10 protein-coding genes are annotated in these 13,529 nt (G+C 51.2%); 6 read left to right on the top strand and 4 right to left on the bottom strand.

Annotated features, from left to right (window positions below):
* The first annotated feature begins 50 nt into the window (after positions 1-50).
* The 3 genes from porL (at position 51) to porN (ending at position 3,714) form a co-directional block, all read left to right on the top strand.
* Positions 51-878 carry a type IX secretion system motor protein PorL/GldL gene (gene porL, locus F0P93_RS09855; protein WP_150876193.1) on the top strand — a complete coding sequence of 276 codons (828 nt, stop codon included), beginning with the start codon at positions 51-53 and terminating at the stop codon, positions 876-878.
* Positions 879-997: 119 nt separating this feature from the next.
* Entirely contained in the window at positions 998-2,593 is a 1,596-nt protein-coding gene (porM, locus tag F0P93_RS09850) for a type IX secretion system motor protein PorM/GldM (protein WP_150876192.1), read from the top strand.
* 62 nt (positions 2,594-2,655) lie between these two features.
* Complete coding sequence (gene porN, locus F0P93_RS09845) at positions 2,656-3,714, top strand: type IX secretion system ring subunit PorN/GldN (protein ID WP_150876191.1); 1,059 nt, start codon at positions 2,656-2,658, stop codon at positions 3,712-3,714.
* A gap of 111 nt (positions 3,715-3,825) precedes the next feature.
* Here porN and uvrC read toward each other — a convergent pair whose 3' ends face one another.
* The 4 genes from uvrC to porW form a co-directional block, all read right to left on the bottom strand.
* A complete protein-coding gene (gene uvrC / locus F0P93_RS09840) occupies positions 3,826-5,637 on the bottom strand; it encodes an excinuclease ABC subunit UvrC (RefSeq protein ID WP_150876190.1) in 1,812 nt (603 codons plus the stop codon).
* A 78-nt stretch (positions 5,638-5,715) separates the two neighbouring features.
* Positions 5,716-6,843, bottom strand: coding sequence for a glycerate kinase (locus F0P93_RS09835; protein ID WP_150876189.1), 1,128 nt, complete (start codon positions 6,841-6,843; stop codon positions 5,716-5,718).
* A gap of 96 nt (positions 6,844-6,939) precedes the next feature.
* Positions 6,940-9,291 carry a penicillin-binding protein 1A gene (locus F0P93_RS09830; protein WP_150876188.1) on the bottom strand — a complete coding sequence of 784 codons (2,352 nt, stop codon included), beginning with the start codon at positions 9,289-9,291 and terminating at the stop codon, positions 6,940-6,942.
* A gap of 76 nt (positions 9,292-9,367) precedes the next feature.
* Positions 9,368-11,515, bottom strand: a complete 2,148-nt coding sequence (gene porW, locus F0P93_RS09825) for a type IX secretion system periplasmic lipoprotein PorW/SprE (RefSeq protein WP_310587997.1) — start codon at positions 11,513-11,515, stop codon at positions 9,368-9,370.
* A gap of 222 nt (positions 11,516-11,737) precedes the next feature.
* Between porW and F0P93_RS09820 the strand changes: the two genes are divergently transcribed.
* Genes F0P93_RS09820 through atpB form a run of 3 tightly spaced genes read left to right on the top strand, consistent with a single transcriptional unit; the run spans position 11,738 to position 13,446 of the window.
* Complete coding sequence (locus F0P93_RS09820) at positions 11,738-11,992, top strand: AtpZ/AtpI family protein (RefSeq protein ID WP_150876186.1); 255 nt, start codon at positions 11,738-11,740, stop codon at positions 11,990-11,992.
* 1 nt (position 11,993) lies between these two features.
* Complete coding sequence (locus F0P93_RS09815; RefSeq protein WP_114404110.1) at positions 11,994-12,356, top strand: hypothetical protein; 363 nt, start codon at positions 11,994-11,996, stop codon at positions 12,354-12,356.
* Positions 12,357-12,375: 19 nt separating this feature from the next.
* Positions 12,376-13,446, top strand: coding sequence for a F0F1 ATP synthase subunit A (atpB, locus tag F0P93_RS09810; protein WP_114404109.1), 1,071 nt, complete (start codon positions 12,376-12,378; stop codon positions 13,444-13,446).
* Positions 13,447-13,529: the final 83 nt, after the last annotated feature.

Genomic DNA, 13,529 nt, shown 5'->3' with positions numbered 1-13,529 from the left:
TTTAATACCTATACACAACACATAATACCCATTTAATTTTTGCTTTAATCATGGCTAAAAAGAACGGTAACGGTTCGAGTGTTTTCTTTGACAAAATCCTTCCGACATTGTATAGTCTGGGTGCTGCCGTCGTTATTCTCGGCGCACTGGGTAAAATTCAGCACTGGGAGGGTGGAGGCACCATCTTGACCATTGGTCTGCTGACCGAAGTAGCGATCTTCGTCTTGTTTGCATTTCAAACATTCGCTCAAAATACCCAGAAAGAACCGGATTGGGCGCGGGTCTATCCGGAACTGGCTGATGATTACGATGGCGAATTGCCCCAGCGTCGCCCGGCTTTGCAAAGCAATGGCTTGACCGCCAATATGGATAAAATGCTGGCTGATGCAAAAGTGTCGCCGGAGATTTTTGAAAAACTGGGCACGGGCCTGCGCAGCTTTACCGATACCGTTGGCAAAATGCGTGACGTTTCGGATGCCACGATTGCCACCAACGAATACACCCAGAATGTTCGGCAGGCGGCTTCGTCCATCAACGAAATGAACAAATCGTACGGCGTAGCGGTCACCTCGATGAATGCAATGGCTGATGCAACGCAGGATGCCAAAGAATACCGTACCCAGTTCCAGAAAATCACCCAGAGCATGGGTGCTCTGAATGCCGTGTATGAACTGGAATTACAGGACACCAACAAGCACCTGAAAGCCATGAATGCGTTTTATGGCAATTTGACCAGTGCGATGGAAAATATGTCGGAAGCCAGCCGTGACACGCAGCAGTTCAAAAGCGAAATGTCAAAATTAACCAACAATCTGTCGTCTCTCAACAACGTATACGGCAGTATGTTGACGGCCATGCGCGGAAATGGCGCCAAATAATCGTTAAAGGAAAAGGAGTTGGCATTTAGCGGTTTACAATTGTAACGTTGAATGCCAACTCAAAGACTTTAAACGACCGGTATTTAATTCTACATTACAAGTTACTCTACCATAAACTAATGGCAGGCGCAAAAGAAACACCCCGTCAGAAAATGATCGGGATGATGTATCTGGTATTGACCGCAATGCTGGCCTTACAGGTCAGTTCGGCTTTGCTGGAGAAATTTATCTTACTAAATAGCAGTCTGGAAACGTCAACGGGTTCTGCAAACCGCATCAACCAGTCCACGTTAGACAATATTAAGGCCACCGTTGACAAGTCAGGAAACCGGGCCGCGGATGTGGCTGTGGTGAAGCAGGCCGAAGAAGTTCGCACCATGACGGCTGGCATTGTGAATGAGCTGGAAACAGTGAAGCAACAGTTGATCACGGAAGCGGGTGGTGGACTCGATGAAGAAGGTCGGCTGAAAAACCCGAACGAAGAAGACAAGGTTGGGATTATTATGGTGGGTGGCCGTAAAAACGGTAAAGCCTATGAACTGAAAGAAAAACTGAACCAGTTCACCCAGCAACTTCAGAAATACAATCCCAACGCCAAATTTACGCCATTAGCGGCTGATGCCAAAGACGATCCAATCGCCAGTCGTTCCAAAGAACAACGCAACAAGGATTTTGCCGAACTGAATTTTGAACAAACGCCGGTTCCGGCAGCTTTGGCTGTTTTGAGTCAGCGTCAATCGGACATCCGCCGAATGGAAGGAGAAATCCTGGACTACCTGGCGAGCAAAGTGGGAGCGCAGGACATCAAGTTTGACAAGATTCTGGCACGGGTGAGCATGGAATCCAAAGTGGTTGTGGCCGGTACCAAGTTCAAAGGTGAAATGTTTCTGGCGGCTTCGTCGAGTGGAATTTCACCCCGTATGAGCCTGAATGGCGGTGCGGTTCGGGTAGAAGATGGGGTTGGTAAAATTGAATTTACAGCGCAGGGCGGAACCTATGATAAAAACGGGTTAGCGAAACGGAATTTAACGGGCTCCATCAGTTATCAGGCCCCGGATGGGATGAAAACCGTTAACTTCAATCAAGAGTATTTTGTAGCCAAACCGTCTTACGAGATTGAAACGGCCTCCATGCCTCCGTTGTATTTGGGGTGCGCTAATAAACTGAGCATTCAGAGCCCGCAACTGGGTGCCTTATGGAATCCGTCGTTTACAGCCAATGGCGCAGCGGTGATAACCAGCGGAGAACGCGGTAAAATTACGGTTATTCCCAATGCGGCACAGGTGAGCCTGAACGTCAACAACGGAGGGAGCCTGTTAGGAACCAACCAGTTCAAGGTAAATCGGGTGCCTCGTCCCACGTTGCGGGTATACGCCGGAGGAGCCGAAATTGACGAGCGTCGGGGAATGCCTATATCCAGCGTGCGGAGCATCCAGGTTCGGGCCATTCCGGATGAAAGCTTTAAAAACTTTATGCCGGATGATGCCAATTTCCGGGTAAAAGGCTTTACCGTTCGTTTGGCGCAGGGCGGTCGTCCCATTGGGGCTCCGGTTTCGTTAGGGCCAAACGGGGGTTCGGTAGGAGCCTTGGCGGCTGATGCCCAGCCAGGCATGCGGTATGTTATTGAAGTGGAAGGGGTCGAACGGCGAAACTTCCGGGGAGAGATCAGTGATGTTCCCGTCGTTCAGAAGATTTATACAATTAATTTGAATTAGTCAGTACGATAGCTGACAATCAGTTCGTTATTGTGGAGAATAAACGCAAAAAGCACAAGGTCATGAAACAGGCGGGAAGCGTAGCAGTAGCTGCTGTATTGGCAGTAATGGCAGGAGGGGCGGCACAGGCGCAGGAAAGAGACAATACGAAAACCAATCCGCTGTCGGTTCGGGAGATCAATGAGAATGATGTCATGATGAAAAAAACATTATGGCGTCGGGTCGATCTGAACGAAAAGCAGAATCAGGCCATGTTTTCCAAGAACAATCAGATTACCAAATACCTGATTGATGCCGTGAAAGCGGGCGTTCTGGTTGCCTATCCCAATGACTCGGTCAATACGCCGATGCCGGTTGAAAAATTTGCCGAAAAACTGGCCGCACCCGAACAGGGCGCTACCCTGACGGCAGAAGAAAGAGCCGCCGGTTTTGGCAACGAAGACAAGACAAACGATGGCTGGGGCGATGCTTCCAAAGATAAAAAGGGCGCAGCCAAAAAGCCCGCCGATGATGGTTGGGGAACCCCCGCTCCGCAAACCGCGAAGGCTAAACCGGTAGATGACGGCTGGGGAACCCCCGCTCCCAAAAAGAAAACAACCGCTAAAAATACCAAAGGCAAAAAGCCCGTTAAAGCAGCACCGGTCGTTCCGGAAGTGCCGAAAGTCGATTCGAGCGCCATGGCGAAAGCGAATCCATTCACGGGCATTGAGCGCCTAAACGACGAATATAGCGTTCTGGATATCAAAGAAGATTGGGTATTCGATCGCAAACGTTCTCGCCTGTATTATGATATTCAAACCGTTGGTATCGTGATTCCGGCCGACAAAAGCCCGTCGGGTCTGGAAACGCAGGTGGCCTATTTTAAATACAAGGACCTCGACAAACTGTTCCGTAGCGATCCGAAGAAGTTTATCTGGTATAACTCCCAGAATCAGGCCCAGCACAAAAACCTGGCCGATGCTTTCGACCTGCGGTTATTTTACGGACGAATTTACAAGGTGTCGAACCCGAAAGATCGTGATCTGATCGGTCAGTACGGTAGCGAACGGGAAGGCCTGATGAAATCGTATCAACTCGAACAACAGTTGATGGAACAGGAACACGGTTTGTGGGAATATTAATCCCAATCCAGTCATAACAAAAAAGGGAGCTTCAGCTCCCTTTTTTGTTATGTATAAAAGTTAGCGTTCCTTTTTTATTCTCTTGTCTTTACTCTCCAGGCTCCGGATCGATCACACCTGATCGATCGTCTCGAAGTATTGCTTGACTTTCTGCGCTTTATCGGCTCCAACGACCGTCACGATGTCGTCGATTGGCGCTTCCCGAATCTTTTTCACACCTTTAAAATACTTCAGGAGTTTAGCCGCCGTTTTTTTGCCAATGCCTTCGATGTTTTCCAGTTCACTGATCAAACTGTTTCGACTGCGTTTGTCGCGGTGGTAGGTGATGGCAAACCGGTGCGCTTCGTCGCGGATGCGCTGGATCAGCTTCAACGACTCAGACTTCTTATCGATATACAGCGGGAGGCTGTCTTCCGGAAAGTAAATCTCTTCCAATCGTTTGGCAATGCCAATGATCGGCACCTGACCATACAGATTCAACTCCTTCAGGGCTTCACAGGCCGCACTCAACTGGCCTTTACCACCGTCGATCACAATCAGATCGGGCAGACCGCTTTGCTCGTCCAGCACGCGGATGTACCGGCGGGAAACGACCTCGTGCATCGATGCAAAATCATTGGGTCCAACAACGGTTTTGATCGAAAAATGGCGGTAGTTCTTGGGGGACGGTTTTCCATCAATGAAACACACCATTGCCGAAACCGGGTTGGTGCCCTGAATGTTGGAATTATCGAAACATTCGATGCGGTTGGGTAAGGTTTTGAGCTGCAAATCCTGCTTCAGCCGAATCAACACGCGGTCTTTTTTGCTGGCGTTGCCGGTAGCTTCGGCGGCTGCCCGCTCGGCCCGTTCGCGTCGGAAATACAGCACGTTTTTCATCGACATATCGAGCAGCTTCTTCTTGTCCCCAATCTGCGGCACCGTAATTTCGGCTTTCAGATCGGCTTCCAGCGGAATGTTGGTGATAATCTCCTTAGCCTCGCTGCCGTATTGTGTGCGAAATTCGATGATTAGCATCGTCAGCAGGTCTATGTCCGATTCGTCAAGCTTCTTTTTGATCTCCACTGTATTCGTCTGCGTGATGGTTCCGTTGACCACCTTCATGAAATTGATGTAAGCCGCCGACTCATCCGAGGCAATCGTATACACATCCGCATCCGAAATCTTGGGGTTGACCACCGTCGATTTGCTCTGGAAATTTTGCAGAACATTCAGCTTTTCCTTGAATTGCTGGGCTTGTTCAAACGCCAGCTGATTGGCCGATTCCAACATGCGTTCTTTGAAATACTGCTGGGCCGGTGCCACATTTCCCTTCAAAATGGAATGGATTTGGTCGAGGTCTTTGAGGTAGTCGGCCTCGCTGACGAGTCCTTCGCAGGGGCCTTTGCAATTCCCGATGTGGTATTCCAGACACACCTTGAATTTTTTGGCTTCGATGTTTTCCGGTGTCAGATTGAGGTTACACGTCCGGAGCGTAAACAACTGGCTGAACATCTCCAGCAGGGTATACATGGGCCTGAGCTGGGCGTAAGGGCCATAAAACGTCCCCATCTTCCGGTCGATGCGACGGGTGGTAATCACACGCGGGAAACGCTCGTTGGTCACGCAGATAAACGGATACGTTTTGTCATCGCGCAGCAGAATGTTGTAGCGGGGCTGAAACCGCTTGATCAACTGGTTTTCCAGCAGCAGCGCGTCAAATTCCGTATGGACAATGGTGAATTCGATCTTGCGAATCTGGCTGACCAGTCTGAGGGTCTTCCGGTCGTGTTGGTTCGATTTGGCAAAATAGCTGCTGACCCGGTTTTTCAGATCCTTGGCTTTGCCAACATAAATGACTTCTCCTGATGCGTCAAAATACCGGTATACGCCCGGTTCATGCGGAACCTTCGCCAGTTCTGGTTTATAATCGAATTCGGCCATTTTTTGGGATGGGAACGCGGATGTAACGGATTAAACGGATTTTCACGGACAGAATCAGTTTTAATCTGTCTGATCCGTTCAATCCGTGCTCCTATTTAACAAACGAAGAACATTAAAAGTTGTCTGCCGGACGGCTTCGTAAGCACCGGATAACGCTTCGTCGAGCGTCTGGGGATGGGTCAAAACGGAGAAGGCCGCTGTTAAACCGAGGGCCATCAACTCCTGCGGTTTGGCTTCCAGCGTTCCGCAGAGGGCAACGGTCGGCACGGCAAACTTTTTGGCTTCCAGCGCAATGCCGTTGATCAGTTTTCCCTGCAAAGTCTGGTTGTCGATCTTGCCTTCACCGGTCAGTACCAGGTCCGTACCCGGCAGATTTTCCGCGAAGCGGGTTTGCTCCATGACTACTTTAACGCCCTCTTTCAGCGTAGCCTTCAGAAAAAACAGCGCCCCGGCACCCAGTCCGCCCGCAGCCCCTGCTCCCGGGATGTCGGCTAAATCGACGCCATATTGCGCCTGAATCCGATGCGCCAGATGACGCAATCCCTGATCCAGTTTCTCCACATCGTCAGCCAAAGCGCCTTTTTGGGGGCCGTATACATAAGCTGCTCCGGTAGGGCCAAAAAGCGGATTGGTCACATCACAGGCGACTTCTACGGAAAGATTCAAAGGTAAAACCGGCGGGACGAGTTGGGCAATGCGCTCCAGATTCCCACCGCAGGGAGCAACGGGTTCACCCTGCGCATCCAGAAACTGCCACCCCAAAGCGGCTGCCATACCGATGCCGGCGTCGTTGGTAGCACTGCCACCAATGCCCAGCACCAGGTGTGTAACACCCCGGCTGATGGCATCCAGAATGAGCTGGCCCGTGCCGAACGTGCTTGCTTTGAGCGGATTCAGTTCATTTCGATGGAGCAATCGCAGGCCCGAAGCCTGGGACATTTCGATGAAAGCCGTTTGGTGGTCGGAGGAAATACCGTAGGAAGCCTGAATGGGTCGGTCGAGCGGATCGAGGGCCGGAACCGTGATCCATTGCCCTCCGGTGGCCATCGTCAGGACTTCGGCGGTTCCTTCTCCGCCGTCGGCCATCGGCAACGCCACAATTTCAGCACCGGGATGAACGAGCCGAATGCCTTCTGTCATGGCGTCACACACCTGCCGGGCGGTCAGTGAACCTTTGAATTTATCAGGAGCCAGCAGGATTTTCATGAGTAGATAAAAGAGGCTAGAGGTGAGACAAGAGACTAAAGCAGTAGTGGATTGAGTAGCCTCTTGTCTTTTATCTCACCTCTTTTGTCTCACATATTAATTCAAAATTTCTTCCTCTTCCGACTCGACGACTTTGGGCGCAATGTACCGCTGGCTGGAGTCGATGGAATACCCGCCACAATCCAGCGACAGGTTGAAACCGTCGGGTTTTCGGAACGGCACCTTGGGATACGAACGTCGCAACGTGGGATCGGCGTAGACCTTCTGCATGTACATACCCCAGGCTGGCATGGCCACCCGCGCGCCCTGACCCAGTGCCATGTCACGAAAGTGAATGCTGCGGTCGTCGCCACCCACCCACAGGCCCGACACCAGATTCTGCGTCATGCCCATGAACCAGCCGTCCGAATAGCTGGAAGTCGTACCGGTTTTGGCCGCAATTTCGTTGCCGCCTTCCAGCAGTTTATATTGAGTCCGGAGCCGTTGTGAGGTTCCATCGGCGTCTTCCACCGCACCGCGCATCAGATAAAGCATCTGGTAGGCGGTATTGGCATTGATCACCAATTTATTCTCGGCAAAAAAGCTTTTCAGCAGGTTGCCATTTTTGTCACGGATATCCAGAACCGTCAGCGGTTTCACCCGGTAACCGGCATTGGCAAACGTGCAATAGGCTGCCACCATTTCGTAGACCGACACGTCGCTTGTTCCCAGACACAGGGTTGGGTTCGCGATCAAGTCACTTTCAATACCCAGTTTATGCGCGTATTCGACGACTGAGGTAGATTTCGCCTGCTTTATCAGATGGGCACTGACCGAATTGATCGAACGGCCCAAAGCCTGACGTAACGACAATTGATGGTAACTGTATTTACCATTTGAGTTTTTTGGTACCCAGGCTCGGGGACCATTGTGGTCCTCATAGGGTTCAAACCGGACCGGTTGATCAGTTACGCGGTCGCAGGGCGTCAGAAAGTTTTTGTCGATGGCTGTCAGATACACAAACGGCTTGAAGGTCGAACCCGGCTGGCGTTTGGCCTGTTTAACGTGGTCGAATTTGAAATATTTGAAGTTGATCCCGCCCACCCAGGCTTTCACGTGGCCGTTGCGGGGATCCATCGACATGAAACCGACGTTCAGAAACCGCTTGTAGTATTTGATCGAATCCAACGGACTCATCACGGTGTCTTTCTCGTTCCGCCGACCGCCATACACGAACACTTTCATCTTCACCGGTTTTCGCATTTCGGCCCAAATCGCCTTCTCGTCGTCACCGTATTCGCGCTTTAAGGCAATGTACCGGGGCGTTCGTTTAGCGACCTGCTCGATAAAACCCGGTATTTCCCGGTATTTCCCGTCGATTTTCTGGGTCCAGGGGTTCCGGCCCCGCCAGTGTTCATAGAATTTCCGCTGCTGTTCGCGCATGTGTTCGTAAACCGATTCTTCGGCGGCTTTCTGCAAGCGGGAGTCGATGGTGGTCCGGATTTTCAAACCGCTGGTTTCCAGATCCAGTTCGTCGTCCGGGTGAGCTTCGTTGTACTCATCCAGCCACTTCTGAATATCGCTTTTGATGACGGATCGGAAGTATGCCGCCCGGCCGGTATTCTGATTTTCGATGTTGAAATCGAGTTTGATCGGTTTCTGTTTGTAAAGTGCAAACTGGTCGTCGGTCAGAAAACCGTATTTCCGCATCTGAAACAGCACCACATTACGCCGTAAGAGCGAACGGTCTTCATACAACCGGGGATTAAACCGCGACGGATTCTGGAGCATTCCGACCAGCATGGCCGCTTCCTCGACGTTTAGTTGCCAGGGTTCTTTGTTGAAATAGGTCTTGGCGGCCGTTTTAATTCCAAACGTGTTGTTCCCAAACGACACCGTGTTGAGGTACATCATCAGGATTTCCTGTTTGGTATAGTTGCGCTCAAGCCGCACCGCCAGAATCCACTCCTTGGTTTTGTCAATGATGACGCGCACGTAGGGGATGCTGCCGAGCACGCCCCGGAATTTTTCAGTCCGGGTTTCAAACAGGTTTTTGGCCACTTGCTGGGTCAGCGTACTGCCCCCGCCCGAACTGCTCCGGCCCGTCAAAACACCATTGACCGCCCGGAAAATACTGCGGGCATCGATTCCGGAATGTTTCACAAACCGCGCATCTTCCGTCGCCAGAAGGGCCGAAATAACATTGGGCGAAACCTGAGAAATCTCAATGGGCGTCCGGTTTTCGAGGTAGTATTTACTGAGCAGAACACCGTCTTCGGTATAAATTTCCGAAGCCAGATAACTCTGCGGGTTTTCGAGCGCTTTCAGACTGGGCATTCCGCCAAACAACCACAGAAAATTGAAACTAACCGCAACGATATACAGAATAAGCAGGACAACGCCGGCCAGGGTCAGTTTCCAGAGTCTTGCAATCAGGCGTCGATACAAACCCGGTTGTAACTCAAACATAGGGGAATCAGGGATTAAACTTGATACTGGGATACACTTCCGCTTTTGTCAAATGTACACATTTTAACCAAAAACGTCACTTTCGCTTGGCCGTCTGCTGCTCGGCGGCTACCTGCATTTCTCGCACTTTTGGAAGTAAAGGACTGGTTGGATAATCGCGGATGAACTCGATCAGGGCCTGACGGTAGGGCTCCACACCGCGCACTTTGCCAATCAGAATGACGCGCAAAACGGCCATTTTATCTTCAATCAAACTGCCGGTCAACGCACCCAGGGCGGTTTCGGCCCGGCTGAGGGCTTCACTCAGATTATTGGCTTTATACAGTCCGTAGATTTCCGTGTAAACGCGCTGGGCTTCGGTTTCGCCGGTCGCCGTGGGGGCACCATTTGCGCCGGTTTTTCCAACCTGACGGGCATAGGACGACGTTGGGAATTCGGCCAGCAGTTTGTCTTTCCAGGCCGAAGTCCGGTTCAACTGGTCGTTCGAAACCATCAACAGGTAATACACTTCCGGTTTCACGGAAGTGTTCGGATAACGGGTCAATAAGGTTTCGAAGGTCGGAATGGCTTTGTCCGGCTGATTGAACTGAAATTTATACAATTTCCCCAGGCGGTAGTAGGCGTCTTCGAGCCGCTGGTTCGATTGTTTCAGGGCTTCCGGACTAAACGGGATGGTGGCATACAACGCTTCTTTCTGCGCCTTCCGTTCTTCGGCCGTCAGGGTAGCCGGAGCAGAACCGTCGGACCCCGTCGCATTCAGGGCCGTACCGGTTTGGGGAGCCGAGTCAATCGTAGCTAGCTGGGCCGATGATTCTTTCTGGCTCCGGCGCCAGTTGTCTTCCAGCTGTCGGGTTCCCCATTTCTGGGTAAACTCGGTCTTTCCCTGCGTAATCATGATGGGGTTGTACAGAAGCCACCGCTGGTCGGCCGGAATGTCGGACGAGGTGGCGGGGCGGTTCGACGCCTGAGCGGCAATTTCCTGCGCCTGCTTGAGCAAAGCCTGTTGCTGTTTCAGCTTGCGGTCGATGGCTTCGTCCAGGTGGCGGTCCAGAGCCGCCGGGTTCATCTGCGCCAGTTTTTGCAGGCTGTCTTCCGTCAGAATGGTTTGCTGCTGGGCGACGAATTCGTCGAGAAACACTTTCCGACCGGCCAGCAGTTTATAGTCGGCCGATTGCTGGGGCAGTAGCGCCAGTGCACTGTCGTAATAAGCCTTGGCGGTGGGGAAATCCAGCAATTTTTCGAAGTACAGTTTCCCCATTTCCTGGTAGGTATACGGAATCTGGAGGGTGTTCGTCGTCGTTTCCCTGATGGATTTTTTCCAGTATTCGATGGCTTTCGGATACCGTTCGTTCCGGGCTTCCAGCAAACCCATCGTGTAATAAATCTTATCTTTCAGGTCGGTATTTTTGCGGTCGTTCAGCATCCGGCTAAACCGTTCGCTGCTGGTTCGTCCGCCCTGAATGGAATAAATCGTGGCATAAAACGACTGCTCGTAAGTGGGGCGGTTTCGTAACACCGAGCGGTAATGCGCAACGGCCTTGTCTGATTTGCCGGTTAAATCATAGAGTTGACCGGTAATCAAATGCAAACGGGCCGTGGTTTCGCCCTTTTTCAGGAACGGAAACGTGGCGTCCAGCAAAGCCGCCGACACCGCATATTCCTGTTTTTTCTGGTGCAGATACGCTTTCGTTAAATAATAATCCCGCGTATTAACTTTGTTAAGCGGCTGAACGCGAAGGTATTCCGCCACATTCAACCCATTTGCATAATCCGCGATTTCGACGTAAGTCCGCATCAGCAGAATCAACGCTTCGTGTTTTTCGTCCTCGCTTTCGCCTTTCGTATTCACGTATTTGAACACCTCCATCGCATTGCCGTAATCCTGGCGATACAAGCGGGCCGTTCCCAACAAAATGTAGCTGTTATCCAGCCACTTGCTGTTCTGGTGACGCTCGGCTACCAGCGATGCCTTCTTGATGGCGTCGTCCAGTTGCGCTTTCACAGGTTCCAGTTTGGTGGAATCGAGGGGCAACAGAATGGGCAGCGGCTGGTTGTAATTTTCCTGGTAGGTTTTCTGTTGATAGCGTTCCACTTCCCGAAGCCGGTCGCGCGCGATGAGGTACGCATTGTAGCGGGCGTTCAGGTTGTGATAGGCCACCGGAAGCTTTTTCTGGCTGTATTGCGAACAGCCACTGACCCCAACCGTCAGGACAACCCACAGCAAAGAAAGCCGGAACCCGTCAGCTACAGAAGGACAAATGGAATATCGGTTGAAAAACCCGCCTTGCATGGAAAATGGTGAGATACTTGGTAACCGACGGAAGGCTTTCTACCTTCGCAGAACCAACACTACTGACTAACGACGTCGACGCAAAATCCGTATCGAAAAGTGTGCCACGCCTACAAAAATACGAAATAACTGACACCAAATCCGAAGACCTGACGCATGGAACCCAATAATTCCCATTCTGACGAGCCGGAAAAGCCGTTCCGGAAGGTTACCCGCAAGACCAGCTCGTTCGTTCAATACTCCGCGATCGGTTTTCAAATGCTGGCCACGATTGGTCTGGGCGTTTGGGGCGGCATTAAACTGGACGAGTGGCAGGGCAACCAGAAACCCATCTGGACGCTGGTGCTGTCGCTGGTGGCCATTGGTTCGTCTTTGTACCTGTTTATCCGCAGTTTACCCAAACAGCCCTGATATGCTCCCGAGTCTTGGGGCCACCGCCCTGCTTGCAATTGTATTTTTTGTAGCCGAACAGTACGGAGCCGAACGCTGGTTACATCCCTACTGGAAGTTCATGCTGATTTTTTTTCTGAGCATTTCGTTTCTGATCCACCGGTTGATGGAGGTTGGTTTTCAGAATAATCGCGAAAAATTCATCCCATTTTACATGGCGACCATCGTGGCCCGGCTGATTCTGTGCCTTGTTTTTGTCGGGTTCTTTTTGTGGCGGGGTGTCGATGGCGTGAAACTGTTCATCCTGGACTTTCTTGCACTATATATATTTTATACAGCCTTTGAAATCTACATTTTGAGTCGTAACTTGCGACGCGGTTTGTGATATATACCATTTACTTCATATGTCTCGTTTCCTAATTCGTAAAGCATTTTTAAGTATTGTATTGTTTTTGAGCACGTTGGCCGCCGTTACGGCACAGCACGACGAGCATCACGACCACGGCGCAACCGGGGAAAAGAAGAAATTCAATGTGGGTGACATGATCATGCACCACATTAAAGACGACCACGGTTGGGAATTTGCACACGGGTTGACGCTGCCTTTGCCGGTCATTCTGTATACGCAGGACAAGGGTCTGGACGTGTTTTCGTCTTCCCATTTCGCCCACGAAGCCAACTACAACGGCTACGTAAAGGAGCACAATAAGATTTACCGCGCCGGTGCCAACGGCGAGGCTGACAAGACGATTAAAGTCTACGATTTTTCCATCACGAAAAACGTGGCTTCTCTGCTGTTGAGTGCGGCTCTGCTTTTACTTGTATTTTTCTCCGTTCGGAAAGGCTACGAGAAAAACCGGGGCAAGGCGCCCAAAGGCTTGCAGTCGTTTCTGGAACCGGTTATTCTGTTTGTTCGCGACGAGATTGCCAAACCGAACATCGGTCCGAAATACGCCAAATACCTGCCCTTCCTGCTGACTTTGTTTTTCTTTATTCTGTTCAATAACCTGCTCGGCCTGCTACCGGGTGGTGCCAACCTAACCGGCAACATCGCCATCACGATGACGCTGGCGGTAATCACCTTCCTGATTGTCAACCTGAGCGGAAACAAGCATTACTGGGCTCACCTTTTCAAGCCAACCGGTGTGCCGGTGGCGCTGCTGCCGATCATGATTCCGGTGGAAATCGTGGGTGTTTTCATGAAACCGTTCTCCCTGATGGTGCGGTTGTTTGCCAACATCACAGCGGGCCACATCATCATTCTGAGCTTGTTAGGCCTGATTTTCATTGCCAATGACCTGGGCGGTTCCGGGATGGGCTGGGGAGTTAGCCCGCTGATTATCGTTTTCTCGCTCTTCATGAACCTGATCGAATTGCTGGTTGCGTTCCTGCAAGCGTTCATTTTTACCCTGCTCACGTCGATGTACATCGGTAGCGCGATTGAAGACAGTCACGAAGCCGATCACGGGCATTGAATATTATAAAGTTTACGGTTTACGCCGGGCCTTCGAAATGGAGGCTAAATCCTGAGAAATGACGGGTCTGAAAACCGTAAACC

Origin of the sequence: Larkinella humicola (assembly GCF_008727875.1) — a bacterium.
GTDB classification, from domain to species: domain Bacteria; phylum Bacteroidota; class Bacteroidia; order Cytophagales; family Spirosomataceae; genus Larkinella; species Larkinella humicola.
The sequence above is the reverse complement of the archived record's forward strand: the minus strand, read 5'-3'. Positions and strand labels throughout refer to the sequence as shown.

What these genes read in the sequence shown, in the direction of transcription:
- uvrC (WP_150876190.1), bottom strand. Translation starts at nt 5,637, where the DNA reads ATGGCCGAATTCGATTATAAACCAGAACTGGCGAAGGTTCCGCATGAA.
- porM (WP_150876192.1), top strand. Translation starts at nt 998, where the DNA reads ATGGCAGGCGCAAAAGAAACACCCCGTCAGAAAATGATCGGGATGATG.
- F0P93_RS09830 (WP_150876188.1), bottom strand. Translation starts at nt 9,291, where the DNA reads ATGTTTGAGTTACAACCGGGTTTGTATCGACGCCTGATTGCAAGACTC.
- F0P93_RS09815 (WP_114404110.1), top strand. Translation starts at nt 11,994, where the DNA reads ATGCTCCCGAGTCTTGGGGCCACCGCCCTGCTTGCAATTGTATTTTTT.
- porL (WP_150876193.1), top strand. Translation starts at nt 51, where the DNA reads ATGGCTAAAAAGAACGGTAACGGTTCGAGTGTTTTCTTTGACAAAATC.
- F0P93_RS09835 (WP_150876189.1), bottom strand. Translation starts at nt 6,843, where the DNA reads ATGAAAATCCTGCTGGCTCCTGATAAATTCAAAGGTTCACTGACCGCC.
- atpB (WP_114404109.1), top strand. Translation starts at nt 12,376, where the DNA reads ATGTCTCGTTTCCTAATTCGTAAAGCATTTTTAAGTATTGTATTGTTT.
- F0P93_RS09820 (WP_150876186.1), top strand. Translation starts at nt 11,738, where the DNA reads ATGGAACCCAATAATTCCCATTCTGACGAGCCGGAAAAGCCGTTCCGG.
- porN (WP_150876191.1), top strand. Translation starts at nt 2,656, where the DNA reads ATGAAACAGGCGGGAAGCGTAGCAGTAGCTGCTGTATTGGCAGTAATG.